This window comes from Streptomyces sp. NBC_01450, from assembly GCF_036227505.1.
Lineage (GTDB): Bacteria > Actinomycetota > Actinomycetes > Streptomycetales > Streptomycetaceae > Streptomyces.
Genome location: NZ_CP109480.1, coordinates 9155037 through 9181086, shown reverse-complemented (window position 1 = coordinate 9181086; position 26050 = coordinate 9155037). Strand labels below are relative to the sequence as shown.

The following is a 26050-nucleotide window of genomic DNA, read 5'->3' as shown; positions in this document are numbered from 1 at the left end:
GAAGCCGGATCGCCGGCCCGACCGATCGCAGGGAGATCGCAGCATGACCGGCACCCAGGTGGACACTTCGGACTCCGCCGAGCCTCTCGAACTCGAGCCCTCCGCAGCCGCGCCGCGCTGGCGCGCGTGGCTTCTGGAGGGGCTCAGTGAACAATCGGCCAAGCACCCCGGCCCGCACGCCACCCCGGACGCCGAGCACCAGGGCCACAAGTGGTGGCGGGTGATGTGCCTCACCGGCGTCGACTACTTCTCCACGCTCGGCTACCAGCCGGGCATCGCGGCACTCGCCGCCGGACTGCTCTCCCCGCTCGCGACGCTCGTCCTGATCGCGCTCACCCTCTTCGGTGCCCTGCCGGTCTACCGGCGCGTCGCCAAGGAGAGCCCGCACGGCGAGGGTTCGATCGCGATGCTGGAGCGGCTGCTGCCCTGGTGGGCCGGGAAGATCTTCGTCCTGGTGCTGCTCGGCTTCGCGGCCACCGACTTCCTGATCACGATCACCCTGTCCGGAGCGGACGCCTCCGCACACGTCGTGGAGAATCCTTTCGCTCCGCACTGGATGCACGGCGGGAACACCTGGATCACCCTCCTCCTCATAGCCGCGCTGGGCGCCGTCTTCCTGAAGGGCTTCAAGGAGGCGATGGGCATCGCGGTGGTGCTCGTGGCCACCTACCTCACCCTCAACGTCGTCGTCCTGACCGTCTCCGCCTGGCAGGTGCTCAGCCACCCGGTCAAGATCGGCAACTGGACGGACGCGTTGACGGCCGCACACTCCTCGCCGCTCGGGATGATCGGCGTGGCGCTCCTCGTGTTCCCGAAACTGGCGCTGGGCATGTCCGGCTTCGAGACGGGTGTGGCGTTGATGCCGCAGGTCGAGGGCGACCCGACGGACACGTACGAGAAGCCGACGGGCCGGATCCGCGAGACCCGCAGGCTGCTCACCGCGGCCGCCGTGATCATGAGCGGCTTCCTGCTGCTGTCCAGCCTGGCGACGACGATCCTGATCCCGCAAAACGAGTTCAAGAGCGGCGGCTCGGCGAACGGCCGTGCCCTCGCCTACCTGGCCCACCAGCACCTCGGCGAGGCCTTCGGCACGGTCTACGACATCTCGACCATCGCGATCCTCTGGTTCGCGGGCGCCTCCGCGCTCGCCGGCCTCCTCAACCTCGTCCCGCGCTATCTGCCGCGCTACGGCATGGCCCCCGAGTGGACCCGCGCCGTCCGCCCCCTCGTGCTGGTCTTCATGGCGGCCGCCGTCCTCATCACGCTGTGGTTCCACGCGAACGTCGACGCACAGAGCGGCGCGTACGCGACCGGCGTCCTGGTCCTGATGTTCTCCGCGGCCTTCGCCTCGGCGGTCGCCGTCCACCAGCGGGGCCACCGCGTCGCCGTGCTCGGCTTCGGCGCGATCACCGCGGTCTCCGGCTACACCCTGGTCGCCAACGGCATCGAACGCCCCGACGGCATCAAGATCGCGCTGATCTTCATCCTGGCGATCCTGATCACCTCGTTCGCCTCCCGGGTGCGCCGCTCCTTCGAACTGCGCGCCGCCGAGGTCACGTTCGACGAGGCCGCGGCCCGTTTCATCGACGAGGCCGCGGCGAGCGGCCCGCTGCGGCTGATCGCCAACGAGCCGCACGAGCACAGCACCCGGGAGTACCGCGCCAAGGAATACAGCCAGCGCGAGCAGACGCACATCCCGGACGGCCGTCCCGTGCTGTTCCTGGAGGTGTTCGTCACGGACTCCTCGGACTTCACCGCCGACCTGGCCGTGCACGGCGACGAGAAGTACGGCGTGCGCAGGCTGCGCGTCGAGGGCGCGACCGTGCCCAACACCATCGCGGCCGTCATGATGCGGCTGCGCGACCACACCGGTCAGGTCCCGCACGCCTACTTCAACTGGACCGAGGGCAACCCCGTCGGCCACCTGATCCGCTTCCTCGTCTTCGGCGACGGCGAGGTCGCCCCGGTCACCCGCGAGGTGCTCCGGCGAGCCGAGCCGGATCCCGAGCGCAGGCCCCGGATCCACGTCGGCTAGCCGTTCCTCCGGCCCGTCGGTCCTTCTTCCTTCCCTCCCACCCCGTCAGTCCTTCTTCTTGCCCCGTGGCACGGTCATGCCGGTCAGCAGCGCCGTGCCCGGGGCGAGCGCGTCCCAGGAGTCCCCGTGCCAGGCGAGAACCGCTGTCGCGGAGGTCGGGAACTTCGTCCGTACGTCGTCCAGCGCGTCGTCGACGCTGTCCCCGGCCAGTTCGAGCACGAGTTCCTCCAAGCCGGGGTTGTGCCCGATCAGCAGTAACGTCCCGACGTGGTCGGGGACTTCGTGCAGGGCCGCCAGCAACTCCGGTACCTCGGCGCCGTACAGCCGCCGGTCGAACCGTACGGGTGGCGGGGTGCCCCACTGCCGCGCCGTCAACTCCCAGGTCTGGCGGGCGCGTACCGCGGTGGAGCACAGGGCGAGGTCCGGCAGACAGTCGGACTCGGCGAGGGCGCGTCCGGCGGCGGGGGCGTCGCGGCGGCCGCGCGGGGCGAGGGGCCGCTCGTGGTCGGCGACGCCGATCGGCCACGCGGACTTTGCGTGCCGCAGGACGACGAGTCGGCGCAGCGGACCGGTTCCGGCGCGCCCGGTCACCGCTGCGCCCCGATGTCACGGGTGAGTTCGAGCCCGAGGAGACGGTCCGCGTAGGCGTACGTCTCGAAGCGGGCGCCGTCCGGCACGTCGTCCGCGTGCTCGAGGCGCCGCAGCACCTCCAGTACGGCGGGTACGTCGAGGTCGTCCTCCCATGCGGCGCGCAGTTCCTGTCGTACGCGCTCGGGGACGGGCTTGGACGGCCGGGTGGCCCAGGCGGCGACGGACTCGCGCCAGCGCGCGAGCGTCTCGCGGGCGCCGTCGAGGTCGGCGGTGGCGAGGTCGACGGGCTGCCGGCGGGGGGCCGCGAGCAGGACCATCCGCAGCAGCGACAGGTCGGCCTCGCCGCTGACCGGGGCGACCTCGACCCGGATGCCCTCCCCGGCTGCGGCGTCGGGCGCGAGCACGTGCAGGGCCGGGCCCGCACCGCTCCGGTCGCCCTCGGCCCGGCGGATGCCGAGCGCGTCGGCGCGCGCCCGGAGTTCCGCGGGCGGGTCGGCCACCGTGACGACGGGGGTCCCACCGAGTTCCAGGGTCCTGGCGAGCACGTCGGCGACCAGCAGCACCCGTAGGGCGGACAGATCGTCCCGCTCCACGTGGGCCTCGAGGCGGGTCAGGCTCCGGCGGGCAGGGACGGCATCGGTGGGCTCGCCCGTTCGGGCGTCGGTGATACGCAGCACGGGGCGAGCGTAGGCGGGCGGGCGTCCCGGCGCAGGGAGGTGGGACCCATTCCGGACACGCGGGTTCCCTTCACGACGGGAGATTCCGCACGTGGGCGGGGTGCCGGCGCGAGGGCGAGGACGGCAGGGGCCCTATCCCGTGCACCCTTCACCGGCTGTCACCCCCGCACAACGGAGTGAGTGGTTCCACCCCGGTGGTGTAGTCCGCTGCACCAAGGGTCCGGGAGGGCGCTCTCTCGTGAGCGGGGGCGGGGGACGGAAGGGTTGATCCCAGCGGACAACAGCCCGTCGACCTCGGAGATCTCCCCTCCGCACGCTCCTCCGGCCCGGAAGAGGACCTCACTCCCATGACCATCCGTGTCCTGCTCGCCGACGACCAAGCCCTGCTGCGGGCGACGTTCCGCATCCTGATCGACTCCTGCGCCGACATGGAAGTGGTCGACGAGGCCTCCGACGGCCGGGCGGCGGTCTCGCTCGCCCGCGCCCACCACCCCGACGTCGTCCTCATGGACATCCGTATGCCGGGCGCCGACGGCCTCGCCGCCACCGCCACCATCCGCGCGGACCCCGACCTCTCCACCACCCGCGTCCTCATCCTCACCATGTTCGAGAGCGACGAGGACGTGGCCCGTTCCCTGCGTGCCGGAGCCAGCGGCTTCCTCGGCAAGGACGTCACCGCGGACGAACTCCTGGCCGGCATCCGCACCGTGGCCGCGGGCGAAGCGCTCCTCTCTCCCCGGGCGACACACACCCTGGTCACCCACTTCCTCGCCTCCCCCGCGCCCAGGGCCCAGTCGGCGCTTCCCGGAAAGCTGGCCGCTCTCACCGCCCGCGAGCGTGAGGTGACCGCGCTGGCGGCCGAGGGCAAGTCCAACGACGAGATCGCCGAGGAACTCGTCGTCAGTCCGCTGACCGTCCGCACCCATGTGCATCGCGCCATGACCAAACTCCACGCCCGGGACCGGGCCCAACTGGTCGTCATCGCCTATCGGTACGGACTCGTACAGGTCCCGCAGCCCCGGGAGTGAGCGCGCTCGGCCCGCGCGTCGGCCCTCTGGCCACAGCGGCCCGCCGTGAGCGAGAATGCCGTATGCCAGAATTAGAGAATGTGACTTATGCCACTCACTAGGGGGCGCGACTCGTGGACCTGGACTTCACGGACGACCAGACGGCGCTTCGGGACACGTTGCGCACGTTCTTCGAGAAGGAGTCGTCCACCGCGGCCGTGCGGGCGGCGGAGCCACTCGGGTTCGACGGTGCGCTGTGGCGGAAGGTCGTCGACCTGGGGCTCGCCGCGATCTCCGTACCCGAGCACCTCGGTGGTGGCGGCGCGGGTTTCGTGGAACTGGCCATCGCCGCGGAGTGTCTCGGGCAGTCCCTCGCTCCCGTACCCCTGATCGAGGCGGCGGTGGCCAACGACCTCATCGCGTCGCTGCCCGGCGAGCGGGACCCCCGTCTGGAGTCCCTCACCGCACGCGTCGTCGCGGGCGAGCTCCTGGCGACCCTGGCCCTCCACCCGGTGACGGGCGACCTCGCCCGGCTGGTTCCGGCGGGCGCGGTGGCCGACCTCGTGGTCGTGCTGCGGGGCGATGAACTCCTCCTGCTCCGGCAGCCGGACCGGAGCCCCGCCACACCGGGCGGCGCCGTCCACAACCTCGGGGCGCTTCCGCTCGCCGACTGCCGCATCGACACGGAAAGCGCCCTGGTGCTGGCGCGCGGACCGGCCGCCGTCCGCGCCTATCGCCGCGCCCTGAGCCGGTGGGAACTGCTGACGGGCGCGGCCCTCTTCGGCCTCGGCTCGAGGGCCCTCGACATCGGCGTCGACTATGTGATGCAGCGCAAGGCGTTCGGCGTGCTCATCGGCACGTTCCAGACGATCCAGCACCGCCTGGCCGACAACGCGATCGCCCTCGACGGCGCCCGCCTGCTGGCCTACGAGGCGGCCTGGGCCCAGGACGAGAACCTGCCCACGGCCGACACCGCGGCGACCATGGCCTTCCTGTTCGCCTCGGAGGCCGCCTTCAAGACGGCCTCGGAGGTCCTGCACTTCCACGGCGGATACGGCTACACGCTGGAGTACGACATCCAGCTCTACTTCCGGCGAGCCAAGGCGTGGTCACTCGTCGCCGGCGACCCCCGCGCGGCCTACGGACAGCTCGCGCACCGCGTCTTCGGCGCGGCACAAGCACCGGAAGAGAGGGCGGGCTGACGATGGACTTCCGCGAATTCGACGAACTGGCCGCGCACCGCGAAGCGGCCTGTGCGTGGATCGAGGCCCATGTCCGACCGGAGTGGGTGGAGGAACAGCGCCGCTCCGGCACCCATCAGACGGCCGAGCTGCACGCCCTTCTCGCACGGGACGGGATCCTCGCGGCCGACTGGCCGCCCGCGTACGGCGGGAGCGAGGTCGATCCCGGCTTCGCCCGGGCCGTGTTCGACGAGCTCGGCCGCATGGGGCTCGCCTCCGACGGCTGGTCCACGACCTCCATGGTGCTGCGCACCATCGAGCACGTGGGAACCGAGGAGCAGAAGCGCGCGTACATCCCGGCCGCCCTGCGCGGAGACACACTGATCGCCCTGGGGTACAGCGAGCCGGACTCCGGCTCGGACGTCGCCGCGGCGAAGACCACCGCGGTCCGGGACGGCGACGAGTGGGTCATCGACGGCCAGAAGATGTTCACCAGTACCGCCCAGCTGTGCAGCCATGTGTTCGTGCTGGCCCGCACCGATCCGAACGTGCCGAAGCACAAGGGGCTCTCGATGTTCCTCGTGCCGACCGACAGCTCCGGGTACGACATCCAGGCGATCCACACGCTCGGCGGGCAGCGCACCAACGCCACGTTCTACACCGGCGTACGGGTCCCCGATTCCGCGCGCCTCGGCGGGGTCGACGGCGGGTGGGGCGTCATGCACGTCGCACTCGTCCACGAACGTTCCGCGTCCAGCCCCGGCTCGGACGGCGGTTCCCTGGTCAGGGATCTGGCCGGATGGGCACGCACCGCGCGACGCCCCGACGGGACGACGGTCCTCGACGACCCCCTCGCCGCCGAGCGGATCGGCAGGATGGCGGTCGACGAGGAGGTCACACGCCTGCTCGCCCTCCGCAACCGCTGGCGCGCCCAGAAGGGCGAACTCCCCGGCGTCGAGGGCTCGATGTGGAAGCTGTTCGCCACGGAGGCCGCGCAGCGCCACTCCGGCGACATCCTCGACATCCTGGGCGCCGAGGGCGTATTGGCCCCCGAGGCGGCCGGCGCCCCCGCGGGCGGCAGGTTCGAGGAAGGCTTCCGGGCGGCGGTGGTCGGCACCATCTATGGCGGGACCAGCGAGATCCTCCGGGAGATCATCGCGGAGCGCCACCTCAGGCTGCCCAGGAACCGGTAGCGCAACGGGGCCGTCCGCCCCGAGTCGAACCCCCCGGCGTCAGGCCTTGGGAGAGCCCTCGGGCAGCAGGTCGATCTCGTCCTCGGCGTGCTCGTAGAAGTCGTCGGCGAGCCGATGGCACAGCGTGGCGAGCTGCTGCAGCTCCTCCGGTGACCAGTCCGCCAACGCCACCGTCATGCCTCGGCAGCTCGCCTCACGTACGCGGTCGACCGCGTCCCGGCCGGCCGGTGTGAGCTCGATGCGCTGGGCCCGGCGGTCGTTCGGGTCCGGGACTCGGGTCAGATGTCCGGCCTTCTCCAACTGCTGCACCTGCCGGGTCACATGGGACGCCTCGACGGACAGCAGGTTGGCCAGCTCGCTGGGGCGCAGCGAGCCGGAGTCGGCGACCTGCCGCAGCAGCGCCACGGCGGCTCGGTCCAGAGGAAGCCCGGCCAGCGCCATGAGGCGCTCATGCTGACGAACCCTGCTGGTCAGGTACGAGATACGGGTGAGCGCACGCTCGATCTCGGCCACGTCCGTCATCGAGGGATCGGCCGCTGGGGGCGGTGGTGTGGGCATGGGACGACCTTAACGTCCACTTGCATAAGTCAAGCAATACGGGCCTGTCCGGGCTCCGCGGTTCAGGAGTCGAGGTCGTCGGCGAAGTGCCGGTAGCTTCCTTGGGGCCTCGGGGGTGGGGCAGCCTACGAGGGGCAGCATGCCCCCAGTGGGCTCCCCGCCGCTCGTCGCCCACGGCGACGCCCCGTACGAAGGCCCTCGGGTGGCACCTCGTACGGGGTGCCCTCAGGGCGTTGACGGGATGTCAGCCGGTCAGTAACGACCGCCTTCCGGCGCGGAAAGCGCGTCCAGGTCGGCCAGGACCGTGCGCCGGGGTGATCCCGGCCCGCTCGGCGATCTCGCGGACCCGGCCGACGCCGGAAGTCGTCCTCGGGCAGCTCGTCGAAGGAGGCGAACCGCACGAAGCCGCGGCCCAGCGGCGAGAACGGCAGGAAGGCGATGCCCTGTCATGCCAGGCCGATCACACCGGCCTCGGGTCCCTTGACACGGCCCCCCACGCCACGGGGAATCAGCGTGTGCCTCATGCTGTTCTCCGGCTGAGCGGGCAGACGGTCCGCTGCGGCCCACGACAGTCCACGACAGTCCTTGACACCAGACCCAGGAGGCCGACCGTGTACGGCGACCCGGCAATGATCCGCAAGATCCTCACCGAACTCGGCGACACCTGGGCGATCGTCGGTCTCTCGTCCAACGAGCGGCGCGCGGCGTACGGAGTCGCCGACGTCCTTCAGCGCTACGGCAAGCGGATCGTCCCCGTGCACCCGAAGGCCGAGACCGTCCACGGAGAGAAGGGCTACCCCTCGCTCGACGCGATCCCGTTCGACGTCGATGTCGTCGACGTCTTCGTCAACAGCGACCTCGCGGGGCCCGTCGCCGACGAAGCCGCCACCGTCGGCGCCAAGGCCGTCTGGTTCCAGCTCGGCGTCATCGACGAGGGCGCGTACGACCGTACCCGCGCCGCCGGACTCGACATGGTCATGGACCGCTGCCCCGCCATCGAGATCCCCCGCCTCGGCTGACCGACGTTCGCGCGCCGAGTCGGTTCGCGGCAAACCCGGTTGACGGCCCGTGGTGGGAATGGGTTTGCTGCTCCGGTGTCCACTCTCCGTTTCCAGCAGTCGGACGACGAGGCCGGTCTCAAGGACTGGCAGTACGTCCACAATGTCATCGTGCCTCCCGCCGCCCTGTCGCTCGACGAGGTCCGTGAGCGTGCCGGGCGCAACCACTTGGAGGTCGTGTACCTCGGCGACGTCCTGGTGGGCTGCTCGACCGTACGTCCGCCGAAGGACGGTGGTTCGACGGCGACGGTGATCGCCCGGGTACTGCCCGAACACCGTCGGCAGGGGTTCGGCGAGGAGCTCTACGAGCGTGGGCTGGAGCGGGCTCGGGCGCTGGGCGCGGAGATGATCGAGACGGTCGTTCTGGCGTCCAACGAGGACGGGCTGCGGTTCGCCGTGCGGCGCGGGTTCGTCGAGATCGAGCGGTATGTGCTGCCGGGCGAGACGGCCGAGTGGGTCGACCTGCGGCTGGCCTGAACCCGGTGGTGCGCAGCGGTCACCGCGCCCGGTCGAGGAAGGCCGTCACGGTGGCCGTGAAGCGCTCGGGGTCGTCGAGCCACGGGTGGTGGCCGGCCCCCGGCTGAAGGGTCAGTTCCGCCTCGGGGAACAGCTCCGCGACGGCGGCGGCCACCCGCGGCAGTGGGCCGCTGTCCAGTTCGCCCGCGAGCAGCAGGACCCGTGCGTCCAGCTCGGCGACGGCGGCGCGGGTCACGGCCGGTTCGAAGGCGCCGGCGGACGCGTACAGGTCCGCGGCCTCCTCGTTGGTCTGTTCCACCTCGGTCCCGGCGTGCGCCTGCGCGGTCGCGTCCCAACGGCCGTAGAAGAACGGGGCGACGGCGTCCCAGTCGGCATCGGCCGCCGAGCCCGCCCAGATCCGTTCGTAGGCGTCGTACGCTTCCTCGAACCACGGCTCGGCCTCGCGCCGCGCGGCCGCCTCCCGGCGGTGCTCCTCGGTGAAGTCGACGCCGAGGGCGCGGGCGCGAGCGGTGACGAGCGTGAGGGTGCGGACGCGGTCGGGATGCCGGGCCGCGTAGAGGAGCGCGAGGTCGCCCGCCGCCGAGTGGGCGAGGAGATCCACCCGCTCCAGCCCGAGGTGCGCCCGGAAGGCCTCGACGTCGTCCACCTGCCGGTCGCAGCGGTACGTCGCCGGGTCGGCCGGGACGGCGGAGTCGCCGGTCCCCCGCGGATCCAGCAGGAACAGCCGACGCTGTCGCGACAGCCCGCCGAGATCGCCGAGGTAGGCGGAGGCACGCATGGGCCCACCGGGCAGACAGAGCAGCGGCTCGCCCTGGCCCGTGACGTGGTAGGCGAGTTCGGTCCCGTCGGGGGCGCAGAGGATCGGCATTCCGTCATCCTCATGACGCCGGGACCCTCGGGGCAAGCGCTTTTGCGCACGCCTCGGAGGATCCCCCGGACCGAGGACGTCCAGGTCGGCCGGTGCGGGCCGACCTGGACGTCAGGGTCGTACTGGTCAGACGAGGTCGAACCGGTCGAGGTTCATGACCTTGTCCCACGCGGCGATGAAGTCCTTGACGAACTTCTCCTTCGCGTCGTCGCTCGCGTAGACCTCGGCGAGCGCGCGCAGCTCGGAGTTGGAGCCGAAGACGAGGTCGGCGCGGGTGCCGGTCCACTTGATCTCGCCCGTGGCGTCGTCGCGGGCCTCGAAGGTGGTCGCGTCCTCGGAGGTCGCCGTCCACGTCGTGCCCAGGTCGAGCAGGTTGACGTAGAAGTCGTTGGTCAGCGTTCCGGGGTTCGTGGTGAGGACACCGTGCGAGGACTGCTGGTGGTTGGCTCCCAGGACGCGCAGGCCGCCGACGAGGACCGTCAGCTCGGGGGCGCTCAGGGTCAGCAGGTTCGCCCGGTCCAGCAGCAGGTACTCGGCCGGCAGCCGGTTGGCCTTGCCGAGGTAGTTGCGGAATCCGTCGGCGGTCGGCTCCAGCGCGGCGAAGGACTCCGCGTCGGTGTGCTCGTCCGTCGCGTCGACACGGCCCGGGGTGAAGGGCACCTCGACGTCGTGACCGGCGTCCTTGGCGGCCTTCTCGACCGCGGCGCTGCCGCCGAGGACGATCAGGTCGGCCAGGGAGACCTTCTTGGCACCGGCGTTGAAGTCCCGCTGGATGCCCTCCAGCGTGCGCAGCACCGCCGCGAGCTGGTCGGGGTCGTTGGCCTCCCAGCCGCGCTGCGGCTCCAGACGGATGCGCGCGCCGTTGGCGCCGCCACGCTTGTCGCTGCCGCGGAACGTCGAGGCCGACGCCCACGCGGCCGAGACCAGCTGCGAGACGGTCAGGTCCGAGTCGAGGATCTTCGCCTTGAGGGCGGTGACGTCCTCGGCGTCGATGGGCGCGCCCTGCGCCTCCGGCAGCGGGTCCTGCCACAGCAGGGTCTCCTCCGGGACCTCGGAGCCGAGGTAGAGGGACTTCGGGCCCATGTCACGGTGGGTGAGCTTGTACCAGGCGCGGGCGAAGGCGTCCGCGAACTCCGCGGGGTTCTCGTGGAAGCGGCGGGAGATCGGCTCGTAGATCGGGTCGAGGCGCAGCGACAGGTCCGTCGTGAGCATCGACGGGGCGATCTTCTTCGAGGAGTCATGGGCGGCCGGGACGGTGCCCTCGCCCGCGCCGTCCTTCGGCTTCCACTGGTGGGCGCCGGCGGGGCTCTGGGTCAGCTCCCACTCGTAGCCGAAGAGGTTGTCGAAGAAGCCGTTGCTCCACTGGGTGGGCGTGGTGGTCCAGGTGACCTCCAGGCCGGAGGTGATGGCGTCCGCGCCCTTGCCCGTGCCGTACGTGCTCTTCCAGCCCAGGCCCTGCGCCTCGATCGGGGCGGCCTCGGGGTCGGCGCCGACGCTCTCCGCCGGGCCCGCGCCGTGGGTCTTGCCGAAGGTGTGACCGCCCGCGATCAGGGCGACCGTCTCCTCGTCGTTCATCGCCATGCGGCGGAAGGTCTCGCGGATGTCGCGGGCCGCGGCGATCGGGTCCGGGTTGCCGTTGGGGCCCTCCGGGTTGACGTAGATCAGGCCCATCTGGACCGCGCCGAGCGGGTTCTCCAGCTCGCGGTCGCCGGTGTAGCGCTGGTCGTCGAGCCAGGTGGTCTCGGGACCCCAGTACACGTCCTCCTCGGACTCCCAGACGTCCGCACGGCCGCCGGCGAAGCCGAAGGTGTCGAAGCCCATCTGCTCCAGGGCGACGTTGCCGGTGAGGATCATGAGGTCGGCCCAGGAGAGGCTCTGGCCGTACTTCTTCTTGACCGGCCACAGCAGGCGGCGGGCCTTGTCCAGGTTGCCGTTGTCCGGCCAGCTGTTCAGGGGGGCGAAACGCTGCTGCCCGGCACCGGCGCCGCCGCGGCCGTCGCTGATGCGGTAGGTGCCCGCGCTGTGCCACGCCATACGGATCATGAAGGGGCCGTAGTTGCCGAAGTCGGCGGGCCACCAGTCCTGCGAGGTGGTCAGCACCTCGGCGATGTCCTGCTTCACGGCCGCGAGGTCGAGGGTCTTGAACGCCTCGGCGTAGTCGAACTCCTCACCGAGGGGGTTCGCCACGGCGGGGTTCTTGGCGAGGATCTTCAGGTTGAGCCGCTCCGGCCACCACTGGCGGTTTCCGCCGCCCTGGGTCGGGTGCGCGGCGCGTCCGTGCGCGACGGGGCAGCCACCTGCGCCCTCCGATTTCGCGTCGCTGACGATTGCATCATGGTTCTCGGACATGGGAATCCTTCCGGACGGGGCGGATCACTGTGCTCAGGAACTGCGGGCGGTGGAACAGTCGGTCGAAACAGTCGAAACAGTCGAAACAGCCGGGGCACAGGCCCCTGGGGACGTCGTCGACGACACCGTACGACCGGCACAAGACGTAGGGGTGGCAGTCGCCGACGCGTCGCTCGAACCGGGTCGGGCTGCCGGGTTCGGCACGGCGTGCGCGGCGCACCGCGATGGGTGCGCGGAGGGCCCCGTGCGCGGGGCACCGGCGCCACTCGTACGGACGATGCGCCTCGCGTGGACGCTGCGCTCGGGGATGCGCTCGCGGCTGAAGTGGGCGAGCTCCACCCGTCTCCTGAACCGTCACGTGCCTTTCCCTGCTGTTGTCCTGTCCCTTGGCTGCCGCCGGAACCGATCCTACGATGGACTCAATCCAAGTCAATACGAGAACCAGACCCGTACGGATTCATTCGTCAGACGATGCATGATTAGGCTGGTGAGCATGAGTAACCTGCTCGAACGACTTCGCGGACGAGGCTGGCGGATGACCGCCCAGCGCCGGGTGGTCGCCGAGGTACTCGACGGCGAGCATGTACACCTCACCGCGGACGAGGTACTCGCGCGCGCCACCGCCCGACTGCCGGAGATCTCGCGCGCGACCGTCTACAACACCCTCGGCGAGCTCGTTTCGCTCGGCGAGGTGATCGAGGTGGCCACCGACGGCCGCGCCAAGCGCTACGACCCGAACGCCCACCGCCCCCACCAGCACCTCGTGTGCTCGGTCTGCGGCGCCATCCGGGACGTCCACCCGAGCGGCGATCCCCTGTCCGATCTGCCCGCCTCCGAGCGGTTCGGCTTCACCGTCTCCGACGTCGAGGTGACCTACCGGGGCCTGTGCCCGGACTGCGGCCGCGCATAGGACGAGTTCCGCGCACAGGACGAGTTTCAGCCACCGCACGCCGACCGGCCTCCGAGCGAACTACGTCTAGGGCCGCCCTGGGCCCGGTCTCCCGCACCCTCACCTTCACCCCGGCTCACACCACCTTCGTCTCCGGTTCGCCCGGCGTACGCCTGCGGTCGCTTCGATGAGGGGATGGACCACATCACGTTCCTCGTGGCCGCGAAGACGATCTCAGCGCGGCATCGTGGACCGGGGCACGGCGGCACCTTCGGCACCGCCGCCTGAGCCGAGGGGAAGTCGTACGATGCATATGGACCGGACCGCACTCGGCGAGGTCACCACGGTGAGCGTCGCCGGCGGCACCCACGCTCTCGGCGTCGCACAGGCCGGACTGTGCCTCCTGGCCTGCGCGGCCGTCGTCGCGTTCGGAATTTACCTGCTCGTGCCGCAGTTCCACTGAGTGAAGCCGGGGAGGCCGCTATGACGCCATTGCTGACGGGTCTGACCGTCGATTACAGCGACCACGACGACCCGGTACTGATTCGGCCGGACGGCAGTCCGGTGGAGACCTGGCGTGAGAACTACCCGTACCACGAGCGCATGGAGCGCAAGGAGTACGAGTGGCACAAGCGCCTGCAGCAGATAGAACTGCTGAAGCTGCAGAGCTGGATCAAGGCGACCGGCCGGCGTCTCGTCATCGTCTTCGAAGGGCGCGACGCGGCCGGCAAGGGCGGCACGATCAAGCGCTTCACCGAGCACCTCAATCCGCGCGGCGCCCGGGTGGTGGCGCTGGAGAAGCCGACCGAGCGTGAGCGCGGACAGTGGTACTTCCAGCGGTACGTGGAGCATCTGCCGACCGCGGGCGAGATCGTGATGTTCGACCGGTCCTGGTACAACCGGGCCGGCGTCGAGCGGGTGATGGGCTTCTGCACGGACGACGAGTACCGGCGCTTCATGCGGCAGGCGCCCGCCTTCGAGCGGATGCTCGTCGACGACGGAGTGGACCTGATCAAGTTCTGGTTCTCGGTGTCGCAGGGCGAGCAGCGCACCCGCTTCACGATCCGCCAGGTCGACCCCGTACGGCAGTGGAAGCTCAGCCCCATGGACCTGGCCTCCTTGGACCGCTGGGACGACTACACCGCCGCCAAGGTCACCATGTTCCGCGAGACGGACACCGAACAGGCCCCCTGGACCGTGGTGAAGAGCAACGACAAAAAGCGGGCGCGTGTCGAGGCGATGCGCAGCGTCCTGGCCCGCTTCGCCTACGCGGACAAGGACGACGAGGTCGTCGGCAGCCCGGACCCGAGCATCGTGGGCGCGGCGGCGAACCTGCTGGAGGCGGGCGAGGACGACATCGGCCACTGAGCGCCGTGGGTTTCCCTCAGTCGTGCGGCGGGCGGTCGGTGAGGCGGTGGTCGGCCAGGTTCAACGCCTCGTCGACCACCCGGCGCAGATGGCCGTCACCGAGCGAGTAGATCACCCGACGGCCCTCCTTACGGGTGTTCACCAGACCGGCGAGACGCAGCCTGGCCAGATGCTGACTGACGGCGGGCCGAGCGGCACCGCACGCCTCGGTGAGCGTCGTGACATCGGCTTCTCCCCCGGTCAGGGCGTGCAGGAGGGCGAGGCGGGTCCGGTCACCCAGGAGGGCGAGGAGTTCGGCGGCGAGCGCGAACTGTTCCTCGCCCGGGGTACGCGGATGCGCATCATGCGCAGGTGATAGGTGCATGCGTGCGCTCATACGCACATAATGGCCTCGTGGACGTCGGCACGTCCACTCCCGCGCAACGGAAGGGGATCCCCGTGAGCGACCGGCACGACGCGTACGGCCACAACCACAGCCATGAGCACGGGCAGGGCCAGGGCCAGGGCCAGGGCCAAAAGCACGGTCGCCCGGCGCGCGACCACCCGCACCCCCACACCCAGCCCCACCCGCACCCGCACCCGCACCCGCACCCGCACACCCACGACACTCCTTCCGGCCCGCTCCCCCGTCTCCGCCACCTCCTCACCCCCCACTCCCACGAGACCGGCGACAAACTCGACTCCGCGCTGGAGTCGTCGGCCCGCGGTATGCGCGCCCTGTGGGTGTCCCTCGTCGTCCTCGGCGCGACCGCCGTGGCACAGGCGGCCGTGGTCGTGATCTCCGGGTCGGTCGCGCTGCTCGGCGACACGGTGCACAACGCCGCCGACGCGCTCACGGCCGTCCCCCTCGGCATCGCCTTCGTCCTGGGCCGGCGCGCGGCGACGCGCCGCTTCACGTACGGCTACGGCCGGGCGGAGGACCTCGCGGGCATCGCGATCGTGCTGACGATCGCCGCGTCCGGCGCCTTCGCGGCCTGGACGGCGGTCGCGCGGCTGATCGACCCGCGCCCCCTGCATCACATCCCGGTCGTCGCGGCGGCCGCGTTGATCGGCTTCCTCGGCAACGAATGGGTCGCCCGCCACCGGATCCGTGTCGGGCGTGAGATCGGCTCGGCCGCGCTCGTGGCGGACGGCCTCCATGCCCGCACGGACGGATTCACCTCACTGGCGGTGCTGGTGGGGGCGGGCGGCGCGGCACTGGGGTGGCAACTCGCCGACCCGCTGGTGGGGCTGGCGATCACGGCCGCGATCCTGCTGGTGCTGCGCGACGCCGCCCGCGAGGTGTTCCGGCGCGTGATGGACGCCGTGGACCCGGAGTTGGTCGACTCGGCCGAGCGGGCTCTGCGGGCGGTCCCCGGCGTGCACGGGGTGGGTGAGCTGCGGCTGCGCTGGATCGGGCACCGGCTGCGCGCCGAGGTGGCGGTCGTGGTGGACGGCGAGGCGAGCGTGCGGCAGGCCCACCGCATCGCCGTCGAGGCCGAACACGCCCTGCTGCACGCCGTACCGAAGCTCACCGCGGCCCTCGTGCACGCCGATCCGGCGCCCGCGCCCGGCGAGACGGATCCGCACCTCGCACTGGCGCATCACATGGTCGCGTAAGCCCGCGTCCGGCGCCGGGGCATCACATCGTCGTGCAACCGGTCAGGCGAGCCCCAGCCCCTCCAGCACCACCACGTTCGGCAGCTCGGCGAACGCCTTCCCCGGCACCAGAAGCTTTCCGCGCCGCCGGCCACTGCCCACCAGGACGTACGGCAGCTCGACGACCGCCGAGTCCACCAGCACCGGCCAGTCGCCCGGCAGTCCGATCGGGGTGATGCCGCCGTACTCCATGCCGCTCTCGCCGGTCGCGGTCTCCATCGGGGCGAACGAGGCCTTGCGGGCGCCGAGTTGACGGCGGACGGCGCCGTTGACGTCGACGCGGGTGGTGGAGAGGACCACGCAGGCGGCGAGCGTGGTCTCGCTGCCGCGCCTGCCCGCCACGACCACACAGTTGGCGGACTGCTCCAGCAGTTCCTTACCGTAGTGCTCGACGAAGGTCGCGGTGTCGGCCCACTCCGGGTTCGTGTCCACGTACACGATCTGGTCGGCGGGGACGGTCCCACGCCAGTGGCGTACGCCGTCCGCGACCGGGCGGGTGAGCTCGTCGAGGCAGTCGGGGGCGGCCGTGGCGTGGTCGAAGTGTCCGATGGGAGCGCGCATGACGGCACGCTAACAGCCGCTCCGGTCCGCCCGGTCGGGTGTCTCAGTGCACGGGCGGGACCGACACCGCCATGACCATCTCCACCGGCACCTCGCCCTTATTGCCGTACGTATGGGGGGTGTCGGCCTCGAAGGACGCACTCGCCCCCTCGGGGACCCGGTACTCGGTCCCGTCGACGGTGAGGGTGAGTTCGCCCGCCATGACATGGACGAGTTCGACCGTCCCCGTAGGGTGCGGGTCCGAGGGGCTGCCGTCGCCGGGCATCAGCCGCCAGTCCCACATCTCCAGCGGTCCCGGCGCCTCGGTGCCCGCGAGGAGGCGGTTGTAACTTCCGGCGTCCGTGTGCCACAGCCGTACGGCCTGCTCGGCCGGGACGATCCGGACTTTGGGGCCCTGCTCGTAGTCGAGGAGGGTTGTGATGCTGACACCGAGCGCGTCACCGATCTTCACGACGGTACCGATGCTGGGGTTGGTCCTGGCCTGCTCGATCTGGATGAGCATGCCGCGGCTGACTCCGGCGCGGCCCGCGAGCGTGTCCAGGGTGAAGCCGCGCTCGGTGCGCCAGCGCTTGACGTTGCGCGCCAGGGACTGGGTCAGCAGGTCGAGATCCGACACATTCCGTCCAATAATCCGCGTCCAATATTCTAAATGACAGAGTTCAACAGAATGAACTATGCTGTGGTGCACCCGATCGTTCACCGAACTGTACTGCGAGGCGACCCATGACAGCGCTCTTCGCCCTGGCCACCAGCCTCCTGTGGGGCCTGGCCGACTTCGGCGGAGGGCTGCTGACCCGACGTACACCCGCACTCACCGTGGTCGTCGCCTCGCAGTCGATCGCGGCGGCGGTACTGGGCGCGATCGTGGTGGCGACCGGCGGCTGGAGCGCGGCGGGACCTCAGCTGTGGTTCGCGTTCGCCGCGGGACTCGTGGGACCGGTCGCGCTGCTCTCCTTCTACAAGGCGCTCGCCCTGGGCCCGATGGGCGTCGTCTCCCCACTCGGCTCGCTGGCCGTGGCCGTCCCCATCACCGTGGGACTCTTCCTCGGCGAACACCCCGGACTGACCCAGATGGCGGGCATCGCGGTCGCCGTCGTGGGCGTCGTCCTCGCCGGTGGGCCCCAGTTGAGGGGCGCCGCGGTGCAGCGACAGGCGGTGCTGCTCACACTGATCGCCGCGCTGGGCTTCGGCACGGTGTTCGTGCTGATCGCGCAGGCGTCCTCGTCGGTGACCGGGCTGTTCCTCGCGCTGTTCGTGCAGCGCGTGACCAACGTCGCCACGGGAGGCACGGCACTCTTCGTCGCCGTGCGGCGCGGCGCCGTCGCCCTCCCCGAGGGCGGCTTCCCCTGGCACTCCCTGCCCGCGCTCGCCTTCGTCGGCCTCGCCGACGTCGCCGCGAACGGCACGTACTCCGTCGCCGCCCAGCACGGCCCGGTCACGGTGGCCGCCGTCCTCGCCTCGCTCTATCCGGTGGTCACCGCCCTGGCCGCACGCGGCTTCCTCAGCGAACGGCTGCGCGCGATCCAGGCGGCGGGCGCGGGCCTGGCCCTGGTCGGCACGGTACTGCTGGCCACCGGCTGATCGGCGCCCCTCAGGAAGACTCGGCTCGGCGACGCTCAGGAAGACTCGGCGTCAAGCTCCGCCAGCCGCGCCGCCGACTCCTCGTCCAGCTCCGACAACGCGAGCAGTTGCTCCGGTGTCACCCCGTCGGGAATCGGTACCGGCGCGGGCGTCCGCAGCGGAGGCTGCCACCCGTCGACCACGTCCCAGCGCCGTACGACCCGTGCGGGCGCGCCCGCGACGACCGCGTGGTCCGGCACCGCGCCGCGTACCACCGCACCGGCCGCCACCACGACGTTCCGTCCGATCCGCGCTCCCGGCAGGATCACCGCCCCGGTGCCGATCCAGCAACCGGGTCCGATCTCCACCGACTCCATCCGGGGCCACTGCTTGCCGATGGGCACGTGCGGATCGTCGTACGAGTGGTTCGTGGACGTCACGTACACATACGGCCCGAAGTAGCAGTCGCTGCCGATCGTGACCGTCGTGTCGGCGATGACATGGCTGCCACGGCCGAGCACGACACCGTCGCCGATGCGCAGGATCGGGTCGGAGCCGAGGTCGAGGTCGGGCATCAGACCGGCGGTGAGGGTGACCTGCTCGCCGACGATGCAGTGGGCGCCGAGGTGGATCCACGGTTCACCGAAGACGGTGCCGAGCGGGAAGGCGAGTCTGGTACCCGTTCCCATCGCACCGAAGCGCAACCGCCCCGGGTGCTCGGCGGTCACCGAACCCGTGCGCTGCACCCAGGCCCAGCCCGCGTGGACGGCGCGCTGCGCGAGACGCCGCCACCATGATGAGAACACGTTCTTGTTGCTGGGCACCCGCTCACGGTACTCAGGGCGGCCGGGACCCAGCAGAGAACACCGCTGTGATCTTCGCCCCACCGGGGCCGGCGGCGATGGCATACGGTGCCGCTGTAGCGACGACGACGAGGAGACGGCGATGACGCAGCAGGCGCTGATCATGGGGATCGGCGGCAAGGACCCGCAGGTGGACCCGGAGTCGTTCACGGCACCGACGTCCGTGGTGATCGGGGACGTCACTCTGCACGCGGGCGCGAGCGTCTGGTACGGCGCGGTGCTGCGCGCCGACTTCGGTCCGATCGTCATAGGCGCCGACAGCAACATCCAAGATAATTGCACCCTTCACGTCGACCCCGGATTCCCGATCACGGTCGGCGAGCGCGTCTCCGTCGGCCACAACGCCGTACTGCACGGGGCGACGGTCGAGGACGACTGCCTGATCGGCATGGGCGCCACGGTCCTCAACGGCGCGGTGATCGGCGCCGGTTCCCTGGTGGCGGCACAGGCCCTGGTCCCCCAGGGCATGCGGGTCCCGCCGGGCTCCCTGGTGGCCGGAGTCCCGGCCAAGGTCAAGCGCCCCCTGACGGAGGAGGAACGCCAGGGCATCACCCTCAACGGCACCGTCTACGTGGACCTGGCGAAGACACACAAGAAGGCGCACGGGAGCTGAAGCGCCCGACGACACCTACTCGGGAGCCGCCACCGGCTCCCGCTCCCCCGTCTCGATCTCCGCCGCCGCCTTCTTCGCCTTGCGCTTCACGATCAGCATCGAGGCGAGCCCGATGAGCACGGCCGCCACGAGCCCGACCCACGAGAACCGCTTCAGCCAGGACTCGGCGACGACACCCACGTAGTAGATGACCGCGGTGGTACCCCCGGCCCAGATGATCCCGCCCAGCACATTGGCGATCAGGAACTTCCAGTACGGCATCTTCAGCACACCCGCGAGCGGCCCCGCGAAGATCCGCAGCAGCGCGATGAACCGGCCGAAGAAGACGGCCCACATGCCCCACTTCTGGAAGGACCGCTCGGCCGTCGCGACGTGCCCCTCGCTGAAGTGCCTGGGGAACTTCGCGCCCAGCCAGGCCAGCAGGGGACGGCCGCCCTTGCGGCCGATGGCATAGCCGATGGAGTCTCCGACGACCGCGCCGATGCTGGCGCACGCACCGAGGATGACGGGGTTGATACCCGAGTGCTGTGAGGACAGCAGCGCCGCCGAGACCAGGATGATCTCGCCGGGCAACGGGATGCCCAGGCTCTCCAGGCCGATGACCAGGGCCACCAGCGCATAGATGCTGACCGCGGGCACAGTCTCGAGCCAATGCTGGACGTCCAACGCCGGTTCCTCCCGAAATCACACGCTTCCCGGCGTGCGCCCGAGATGGGCGCACGCCGGGAAGCCTACCGCTCAGCCTCGCGCGGCGACGTCCCACAGGTCGCACCGGTGCTCCTGAGGGAACGGGGTCGCGCCTCCAGGGCGAAAGACCGTCCACGCACGGGTCACGTGATCGATGTGCGTTGCGGGAACGAAGCGCACATGGGTCGCCCCGAAGTCGAAGCCCGTGTGCAGATCGCGCAGCGGGGCGAACGGCGGCGAGGTGCGGCGAACAGCCGCCCCTCGTCCTCGTTCGCCCCGCGCCGCGAGGATCTCCGCGGACGACCTGCCGCGCGGACACGTCATCGACAGATCCGCGCAGCCCACCTTCCGCGCGAAGGCCGCGCCGACGGCCACGGCCGCCTCGTGGGTGCGCGCCGCACAGTTCCCGTACGCGCCGCTCTCGACGATCCCCGCCCGGTACGGGCCCGAGGTCGGCGAGGCCGGCTGGGTGCAGACCGAGCGGCCGCCCGCCGACTCGCCCGCGACGGTGACGCGGTCCTGATCGCCGCCGAAGCGGCCGATGTCGGCGCGCACCCAGCGCGGTGCGGCCTGTTGGTCGAGCATCCCGAAGTTGCCCGAGACCCCGTCACGGGCCTCGCCGTCGAGTCCCGCCGTGGCCAGGAACCCCATCGCGCCGAGGCGGTAGTTGACGGTCACGACGACCGTGCCGGTCCGCCGGCCGAAGGTGTCCGGCACGATGTCCTCGCCGGCGCCTTCGGGGACGTACACATTGTGGTCGAGGCAGTCCTCGGTGTGGCTGGGCCGCTCGTATCAGGGGTCCCAACTGGCCGTCCGCACACACCGGTTGCCGACGTCCCGTGCGGTGCGCACACCGCGCCAGGGTGCGACCGGCTCCGGGTTCCTCCTGCGGAGGGGCGCCGACGGGCGGCTGCGCGTAGGGGAATGCCGAGGAACTGGCCCCCCTCGGCGGCGACTTCGCCGCGGACCAGGCCGACGGTGGTGCGCGGGCGGCCGGATCGGACCACGTGCCCCCTGTTCACGCGCCCACCTCCACACTGCCGCGCAGCCGCAGATCCCGCGACGACGACCCCGCCCACACCGCGCGCCGCCCGGTGCCGAGGACCCAGTCGTGGCGCCGGGCGTCCCAGGACGACAGCGTGCGCCGGTCGAGGCGCACCGTCACCCGCCGCCGCTCCCCCGCCCGCAGCGCGAGCCGCCGGTACCCGGCCAGCACGCGTACGGCCTGGTCGAGCCGGAGGTCCGGCGACGGCCCCAGGTAGACCTGCGCCACCTCGACGCCGTCGCGCCGCCCGGTGTTGCGCACGGTGAAGCCGACCTCTCTCCCCCGGACCCGCAGATCCTCGTACGCGAACGAGGTGTACGAGAGACCGTGCCCGAAGGGGAAGAGCGGGCGCACGCCCTGCGCGTCGTACCAGCGGTAGCCGACGTGGATCCCCTCCGAGTACTCCTCGGTGCCGTTCACGCCCGGGTAGCGGTGCGGGTCACCGGCGACCGGGTGGTGGGCGTCGTCGACCGCGAAGGACTGGGTGAGCCGGCCGCCGGGATCGCAGTCGCCGAACAGGACGGCGGCGGTGGCGGCCGCGCCCTCCTGCCCCGGGTAGTACATCTGGAGCACGGCGGCCGTGCCGTCCAGCCAGGGCATCGAGGTCGAGGAGGAGGTGTTGAGGACGACGGTCGTCCGGGGGTTGGCCGCGGCGACGGCCTTGATCAGCCGCTCCTGGCTGCCGGGCAGCGCGAGGGTGACGCGGTCCAGGCCCTCGGTGGCGTCCTCGTAGGCGAAGAGGACGACGCTGTGGGCGGCGCGCGCGGCCTCGACCGCATCGGCGACGTCCTGTGTGCGGGTCGCGCCGGTGATGCGCCGCAGCCGGAAGAGCTGTCCGGTGTCGGCGCCCTGCGCGGTGATGGAGACCTGGTGTTCGCCCTGGGAGAGGTTCAGGGCCTTGCGGCGTACGGAGAGGCCGTCGGGCGCCGCGGAGACCAGACCGCCGCTGAAGTACTCGCCGTAACCGGGCAGCGGCGGGAAGAGTTCGACCCCGTCGACGAGCACCGTGGGCCGGATGCCGGAGTAGTGGATGACGAAGGTCCACTCGTCGGCGTCCGCGACGGTGAGCGTCCCGGTGTACGTCCAGGCACCTCCGGCGGGGACGTTCTGGCCCTCGGTGTCGATGCCCGAGGTCAGCACCGCGCTCGGGATGGCCTTGCCGAAGAGGTCCTCGCCCAGCGCGTACGACACCCGGGCGCCGCTTCCCGCGCGGGCGCGAATGGCGTCGAGCGGGCTGTCGGCGTGGTCCGGGACGACGTGGGCGCTGCCGCCGCCGCTGACGAACGGCAGGGAGCCGGTGGGGCCGACGACCGCGATGCTGCGAGCCGCGGCGCCGGTCAGGGGCAGTGCGTGGCGCTCGTTGCGCAGGAGGGTCGCGCCCGCTTTGGCGACCTCCAGGGCGACGGCCGCGCCCGCCTTCGCGTCGCGGGCGGGACGGGGCGGGGCGCTGCCGTCGAGCAGCCCGAAGCGGTCCATCACGGCGAGGACGCGGCGTACGGCCCGGTCGACGTAGGACTCGGCGACGGCGCCGCTCTGCACGGCCGTCTTGAGCGCGGCCCCGAAGTACGTCCCGTCCGGCATCTCCATGTCGAGGCCCGCGGTGAGGGCGGTGACGGTGCTGTGGGCCGCGAACCAGTCGGTCATCACCCAGCCGCCGAAGCCCCATCGCTCACGCAGGATGTCGGTGAGGAGCGTCTTGTTCTCGCAGGCGAAGGTGCCGTTGACCTTGTTGTACGCGCCCATGACCGCGCCGGTGCGGGCGGCGACGGCCGCCTCGAAGCCGCGCAGTTCGACCTCGTGCATGGTCTGCTCGTCGACGCGCACGTCGATGGACATGCGGTCCTGCTCCTGGTTGTTCAGCGCGAAGTGCTTGACGGTCGCGATGAGGCCCTCGCCCTGGATGCCGCGGATCTCGGCCGCGACCAGGTCGCCGGCGAGCAGCGGGTCCTCGCTGAAGGTCTCGAAGTTGCGGCCCGCGTACGGGGTACGGACGAGGTTGACCATCGGGGAGAGCAGCACGTCCTGGCCGAGGGCGCGGCCCTCGCGCCCGATGACCTGCCCGTAGCGGCGGGCCAGGCCGGGGTCGAAGGCGGAGGCGAGAAGCACCGGGGCGGGCAGGGCGGTGGCGTGCCGGGTGACGCGGACCCCGGCCGGGCCGTCGGCGAGGCGGAGCGGGGGGATGCCGAGGCGGGGTACTCCGGGTACGTACCCGGCCTGGCCGAGCGAGGCGGGGTCGGTGGCGCCGTGCAGCAGGGAGATCTTCTCGTCGAGAGTGAGTTTGACCATCAGACCCTCTACGCGAGGGCCGGCGCCGGATCTGGTCTCCGCCCGGGCGAGGGGCGCGGAGCCGGTGGTGGCCGCCGCGGCGACCGCGATGGCGCCGCCCAGCAGACGCAGGGTCGAACGCCGGGAAAAGGTGTGGGACATGAGCCGTCACTCCTTCGGTGCGCGGGCACGTCGTCGTGAACCGCGAGTACGCGCGCCGACGACAACCGCCGCGTTCGGTCCTTGAACACACCAGGCGTCGACCGAACGTGACATGCCGTCAGACGGCACGGGTACGGCGCGAAAACTATGACCGCCACTGACTCGTGTCAATGAAATGAACAGGAACGGCCGTCACTCCGACAACAACCGAAGGAACCGCGAGCAAGGACGGGTCATGCCTCATTCCTCAGGCCTCATTCCTCAGGCCTCATTCCTCAGGCCTCATTCCTCAGGCCACCGCCGGTCCGCCCGTCACCACCAGTTCCGCGTTGCGGTCCCCCGCACCGCCCGCCCAGCCCTCCTGGACACCGCCCTTCATGCTCTCGGCAAGACCGGGAGCGTTGTAGGCCACTTCCCGGTACAGGGAGGCGAGTCCCACCGCCGACAGGTCGTCGAAGCCCCGGGCGCTGCGGTGCGGCGCGGCGGACTCGACGAGGGTGGTGAACAGGGACACCGTCCCGTCCCCGTTGTCGGTCAGTTCGATCAGCCGGGCGTGGTGCGGATAGTCCACGTGGGAGGCGGTGTTGACCTCCCAGAAGGAGCGGGCGGGCGTCGCGTGCGGGTGCGGCGTGATCCGGTTGACGTGACTGTGCCCGTTGATCCAGGCCACCACGTTCGGGAACCGGCTGAGCAGGGCGATGACCTCCGCTCCGTCGTGGCGCGGCTCGTCCGTGCGGGCGGCGTCGGGACGGCGGGTCATGCTGGGGCTGTGGTGGTGACTGAAGACCAGGATGTGGGCGTCGTCGGCCCCGGCGTTGCGGACGAGCCGGCCGTCCGCGTCGTAGGACCGGGAGCTGTGCGCGGCCAGGATCCCTTCCAGCCAGCGGAGTTGGTCGCTGCCGAGTGAACCCTCGTAGTGGCCGCTGCGGTACGTCGTGTCGATGCTGATGCCGACGACGTTCTCGGCCACCTTGAAGGAGTAGTACATCCGCTCGCCGTCCAGGTTGTCCTGGGTGTAGCCGTGGCCGACCGGACCGGCACCGGCGTGGGCGGGATCGAGATGCGCGGCCAGATAGTCGTGCGGGGTGCACAGCCGGCGCCGCTCGTCGGCGGTCACGGTCCGCGCCGAGGCCGCGTTCCTGGTCAGGATCGCCTTGAGCACCTCGCTCTTGGGGTCGTCGCCCGACCCGAGCGCCTTGGCTTAGGCGACCGCGTCCGCGGCGGACACCGACAGCAGCTTGCGTGAGCCGACGGCGAAGTCGTTCAGCACGGGCGACAGACAGCCGCCCGGCAGATCGTCGTGGTTGCCGACCGTGGAGTACCAGGGGACGCGCAGCCCCGGGCTGGTGACCGGGCGGGTGACCGCGTCGAGGAAGCCGGGGATCAGGGGCAGCCCGCGCCGCTTGTCCAGGTCGCGCAGGTGGGGGTCACCCGGGTGCCAGTACAGGGGAAGACCGGAGTTCTGGGCGCCCTCGTACACCGCCGGGTCACCGGTGTTCGGCGTGATCCGGCCCCCGTTCATCACGGTCAGGAACCACTCCAGTTCGATCGCGGAGTTGTTGTCGACGTTGTCGCCCGTCGTCATCACGAAGGCGGGACGCAGCCCGGTGTATGGCCCTCCGCCGAGCGCGTTCACCTGTTCGACGAGCGCGACCGCCCCGGCCACCGTCAGCGCCTCCTGCGCCCGCCACGACGAGGCACCGCGCGAGCGCAGGAACTCGGTGCGCAGCGGGTTCTGCACGTCGGCGAGATGGAGGTCGGTGAACTGCACGAAGCACGCGAGCGGGGTGCGCCGGCCTTGGCGCCCGGCACCGGGCGTGGCGAGCTCCTCGCGGACGACCAGGGGCCAGCCGGGGCCCGAGACCAGCCGCCGGTAGGGGCCGGCGCCACCGCCGAGGCGGGCCGTCGTCTCCAGGGTGGTCAGGGCGTACGGCGCCGCCCGCGGGGCGCCGCGGGCGGGCCGCTGGGCGGCGGCGCTCCGAGCGGCGGGCTCCACGGCGGGGTGCGGGCGCCGGTGCGGCAGGAGCGCCCCCGCGCTGGTTCCGGCGACGCCGGCCGCTGCCGTGGCGCCTGAGGCGAGCAGAAATCGACGACGGTTGACGGCGGCGGACACGGGTTCGGTTCCGGCCATGGGGCGACCCTCCGGTGCCTCCGAGCGATTCACTGGCTGGAACCACTCAGTCAGGCCGCGGGGACACGGGCGTGGCCTCACCGTGAACGCCTCCGGAACAGGCAGAACGCGACTCGACCCGTACGTTTCCGACGGTGTCGCCCGGCCACCGGGAGGTCCGGTGGCGGCGCGGACCGCAGCCGTCCAAAACCGTTTCGCCGACGGTCCCAAAGTCCCTTGACGCATGCGATGTTACCGCTAACATCACTTGGCCTGGGAGCGTTCCCAAGACCCA

Annotated in this window: 24 protein-coding genes and 1 pseudogene; 12 read left to right on the top strand and 13 right to left on the bottom strand. The window is 71.3% G+C overall.

All coding sequences use genetic code 11. From position 1 onward, the window contains the following. The first annotated feature begins 43 nt into the window (after positions 1-43). Complete coding sequence (locus tag OG568_RS40845; RefSeq protein WP_329535142.1) at positions 44-2035, top strand: amino acid transporter; 1992 nt, start codon at positions 44-46, stop codon at positions 2033-2035. 45 nt (positions 2036-2080) lie between these two features. Here OG568_RS40845 and OG568_RS40840 read toward each other — a convergent pair whose 3' ends face one another. Next, positions 2081-2626, bottom strand: a complete 546-nt coding sequence (locus OG568_RS40840) for a SixA phosphatase family protein (RefSeq protein ID WP_329535141.1) — start codon at positions 2624-2626, stop codon at positions 2081-2083. Then, positions 2623-3303 (bottom strand): hypothetical protein, encoded by a 681-nt coding sequence (locus tag OG568_RS40835; RefSeq protein WP_329535140.1) that lies wholly within the window; start codon positions 3301-3303, stop codon positions 2623-2625. The genes OG568_RS40840 and OG568_RS40835 overlap by 4 nt, the downstream gene beginning before the upstream one ends. 347 nt (positions 3304-3650) lie before the next feature. On the opposite strand from OG568_RS40835, the gene OG568_RS40830 reads away from it, so the two are divergent. From OG568_RS40830 to OG568_RS40820, 3 genes are all read left to right on the top strand, one after another. Then, positions 3651-4331: a response regulator transcription factor gene (locus OG568_RS40830; RefSeq protein WP_329535139.1), complete on the top strand. Its 681-nt coding sequence runs from the start codon at positions 3651-3653 to the stop codon at positions 4329-4331. A 113-nt stretch (positions 4332-4444) separates the two neighbouring features. After that, entirely contained in the window at positions 4445-5512 is a 1068-nt protein-coding gene (locus OG568_RS40825; RefSeq protein ID WP_329535138.1) for an acyl-CoA dehydrogenase family protein, read from the top strand. Positions 5513-5514: 2 nt separating this feature from the next. Continuing rightward, a complete protein-coding gene (locus OG568_RS40820; RefSeq protein WP_329535137.1) occupies positions 5515-6684 on the top strand; it encodes an acyl-CoA dehydrogenase family protein in 1170 nt (389 codons plus the stop codon). Positions 6685-6723: 39 nt separating this feature from the next. Here the strand turns inward: OG568_RS40820 and OG568_RS40815 are convergent, their stop codons facing one another. Next, positions 6724-7242 (bottom strand): MarR family winged helix-turn-helix transcriptional regulator, encoded by a 519-nt coding sequence (locus OG568_RS40815; protein WP_329535136.1) that lies wholly within the window; start codon positions 7240-7242, stop codon positions 6724-6726. 611 nt (positions 7243-7853) lie between these two features. On the opposite strand from OG568_RS40815, the gene OG568_RS40810 reads away from it, so the two are divergent. Next, entirely contained in the window at positions 7854-8261 is a 408-nt protein-coding gene (locus OG568_RS40810) for a CoA-binding protein (RefSeq protein WP_329535135.1), read from the top strand. A gap of 75 nt (positions 8262-8336) precedes the next feature. Further along, a complete protein-coding gene (locus tag OG568_RS40805) occupies positions 8337-8777 on the top strand; it encodes a GNAT family N-acetyltransferase (RefSeq protein ID WP_329535134.1) in 441 nt (146 codons plus the stop codon). Positions 8778-8796: 19 nt separating this feature from the next. On the opposite strand, the gene OG568_RS40800 is transcribed toward OG568_RS40805, so the two are convergent. Together OG568_RS40800 and katG are read right to left on the bottom strand one after the other, a co-directional pair. Continuing rightward, a complete protein-coding gene (locus OG568_RS40800) occupies positions 8797-9645 on the bottom strand; it encodes an alpha/beta fold hydrolase (RefSeq protein ID WP_329535133.1) in 849 nt (282 codons plus the stop codon). Positions 9646-9771: 126 nt separating this feature from the next. After that, positions 9772-11994, bottom strand: coding sequence for a catalase/peroxidase HPI (gene katG, locus OG568_RS40795; RefSeq protein ID WP_329535132.1), 2223 nt, complete (start codon positions 11992-11994; stop codon positions 9772-9774). Between the two features lie 493 nt (positions 11995-12487). Here katG and OG568_RS40785 point away from each other — a divergent pair, with 493 nt between their 5' ends. The 3 genes from OG568_RS40785 (at position 12488) to ppk2 (ending at position 14251) form a co-directional block, all read left to right on the top strand. After that, positions 12488-12904 carry a Fur family transcriptional regulator gene (locus OG568_RS40785; protein ID WP_329535131.1) on the top strand — a complete coding sequence of 139 codons (417 nt, stop codon included), beginning with the start codon at positions 12488-12490 and terminating at the stop codon, positions 12902-12904. Between the two features lie 292 nt (positions 12905-13196). After that, positions 13197-13346, top strand: a complete 150-nt coding sequence (locus tag OG568_RS40780) for a hypothetical protein (RefSeq protein ID WP_329536667.1) — start codon at positions 13197-13199, stop codon at positions 13344-13346. Positions 13347-13366: 20 nt separating this feature from the next. After that, complete coding sequence (gene ppk2, locus OG568_RS40775) at positions 13367-14251, top strand: polyphosphate kinase 2 (protein ID WP_266416839.1); 885 nt, start codon at positions 13367-13369, stop codon at positions 14249-14251. A 16-nt stretch (positions 14252-14267) separates the two neighbouring features. On the opposite strand, the gene OG568_RS40770 is transcribed toward ppk2, so the two are convergent. Continuing rightward, the gene (locus OG568_RS40770; RefSeq protein WP_266416836.1) at positions 14268-14627 is read right to left on the bottom strand and encodes an ArsR/SmtB family transcription factor; all 360 of its coding nucleotides are present in this window, start codon (positions 14625-14627) and stop codon (positions 14268-14270) included. A gap of 62 nt (positions 14628-14689) precedes the next feature. Here OG568_RS40770 and OG568_RS40765 point away from each other — a divergent pair, with 62 nt between their 5' ends. Beyond that, positions 14690-15850, top strand: coding sequence for a cation diffusion facilitator family transporter (locus OG568_RS40765; RefSeq protein WP_329535130.1), 1161 nt, complete (start codon positions 14690-14692; stop codon positions 15848-15850). Between the two features lie 42 nt (positions 15851-15892). Here the strand turns inward: OG568_RS40765 and OG568_RS40760 are convergent, their stop codons facing one another. After that, positions 15893-16450, bottom strand: a complete 558-nt coding sequence (locus OG568_RS40760) for a YbaK/EbsC family protein (protein ID WP_329535129.1) — start codon at positions 16448-16450, stop codon at positions 15893-15895. Between the two features lie 43 nt (positions 16451-16493). Continuing rightward, complete coding sequence (locus OG568_RS40755) at positions 16494-17066, bottom strand: helix-turn-helix domain-containing protein (protein WP_266416830.1); 573 nt, start codon at positions 17064-17066, stop codon at positions 16494-16496. Positions 17067-17173: 107 nt separating this feature from the next. Between OG568_RS40755 and OG568_RS40750 the strand changes: the two genes are divergently transcribed. Then, the gene (locus tag OG568_RS40750; protein WP_329535128.1) at positions 17174-18031 is read left to right on the top strand and encodes a DMT family transporter; all 858 of its coding nucleotides are present in this window, start codon (positions 17174-17176) and stop codon (positions 18029-18031) included. Between the two features lie 35 nt (positions 18032-18066). Here the strand turns inward: OG568_RS40750 and OG568_RS40745 are convergent, their stop codons facing one another. Next, positions 18067-18834, bottom strand: a complete 768-nt coding sequence (locus tag OG568_RS40745; RefSeq protein ID WP_266580823.1) for an acyltransferase — start codon at positions 18832-18834, stop codon at positions 18067-18069. Between the two features lie 121 nt (positions 18835-18955). Here OG568_RS40745 and OG568_RS40740 point away from each other — a divergent pair, with 121 nt between their 5' ends. Further along, complete coding sequence (locus tag OG568_RS40740) at positions 18956-19486, top strand: gamma carbonic anhydrase family protein (protein ID WP_266416823.1); 531 nt, start codon at positions 18956-18958, stop codon at positions 19484-19486. A gap of 15 nt (positions 19487-19501) precedes the next feature. Here OG568_RS40740 and OG568_RS40735 read toward each other — a convergent pair whose 3' ends face one another. The 4 genes and pseudogenes from OG568_RS40735 to OG568_RS61545 form a co-directional block, all read right to left on the bottom strand. Beyond that, complete coding sequence (locus OG568_RS40735) at positions 19502-20152, bottom strand: DedA family protein (RefSeq protein WP_266580825.1); 651 nt, start codon at positions 20150-20152, stop codon at positions 19502-19504. 72 nt (positions 20153-20224) lie between these two features. Then, positions 20225-20923 carry a carboxylesterase family protein gene (locus tag OG568_RS40730; RefSeq protein WP_329535127.1) on the bottom strand — a complete coding sequence of 233 codons (699 nt, stop codon included), beginning with the start codon at positions 20921-20923 and terminating at the stop codon, positions 20225-20227. A gap of 268 nt (positions 20924-21191) precedes the next feature. Beyond that, on the bottom strand, positions 21192-23645 hold the full coding sequence (locus OG568_RS40725) for a beta-glucosidase family protein (RefSeq protein ID WP_329535126.1): 2454 nt from the start codon (positions 23643-23645) through the stop codon (positions 21192-21194). A gap of 289 nt (positions 23646-23934) precedes the next feature. After that, positions 23935-25776 (bottom strand): annotated as a pseudogene (locus OG568_RS61545) (TIGR03767 family metallophosphoesterase). Positions 25777-26050 lie beyond the last annotated feature (274 nt).

Excerpts from the sequence above, each read along its gene's own strand:
- OG568_RS40750 (WP_329535128.1), top strand. The coding sequence starts at position 17,174 with ATGACAGCGCTCTTCGCCCTGGCCACCAGCCTCCTGTGGGGCCTGGCC.
- OG568_RS40770 (WP_266416836.1), bottom strand. The coding sequence starts at position 14,627 with ATGAGCGCACGCATGCACCTATCACCTGCGCATGATGCGCATCCGCGT.
- OG568_RS40830 (WP_329535139.1), top strand. The coding sequence starts at position 3,651 with ATGACCATCCGTGTCCTGCTCGCCGACGACCAAGCCCTGCTGCGGGCG.
- OG568_RS40725 (WP_329535126.1), bottom strand. The coding sequence starts at position 23,645 with ATGTCCCACACCTTTTCCCGGCGTTCGACCCTGCGTCTGCTGGGCGGC.
- OG568_RS40780 (WP_329536667.1), top strand. The coding sequence starts at position 13,197 with ATGGACCGGACCGCACTCGGCGAGGTCACCACGGTGAGCGTCGCCGGC.
- OG568_RS40845 (WP_329535142.1), top strand. The coding sequence starts at position 44 with ATGACCGGCACCCAGGTGGACACTTCGGACTCCGCCGAGCCTCTCGAA.
- OG568_RS40785 (WP_329535131.1), top strand. The coding sequence starts at position 12,488 with ATGAGTAACCTGCTCGAACGACTTCGCGGACGAGGCTGGCGGATGACC.
- OG568_RS40760 (WP_329535129.1), bottom strand. The coding sequence starts at position 16,450 with ATGCGCGCTCCCATCGGACACTTCGACCACGCCACGGCCGCCCCCGAC.
- katG (WP_329535132.1), bottom strand. The coding sequence starts at position 11,994 with ATGTCCGAGAACCATGATGCAATCGTCAGCGACGCGAAATCGGAGGGC.
- OG568_RS40800 (WP_329535133.1), bottom strand. The coding sequence starts at position 9,645 with ATGCCGATCCTCTGCGCCCCCGACGGGACCGAACTCGCCTACCACGTC.
- OG568_RS40740 (WP_266416823.1), top strand. The coding sequence starts at position 18,956 with ATGACGCAGCAGGCGCTGATCATGGGGATCGGCGGCAAGGACCCGCAG.
- OG568_RS40820 (WP_329535137.1), top strand. The coding sequence starts at position 5,515 with ATGGACTTCCGCGAATTCGACGAACTGGCCGCGCACCGCGAAGCGGCC.
- OG568_RS40815 (WP_329535136.1), bottom strand. The coding sequence starts at position 7,242 with ATGCCCACACCACCGCCCCCAGCGGCCGATCCCTCGATGACGGACGTG.
- ppk2 (WP_266416839.1), top strand. The coding sequence starts at position 13,367 with ATGACGCCATTGCTGACGGGTCTGACCGTCGATTACAGCGACCACGAC.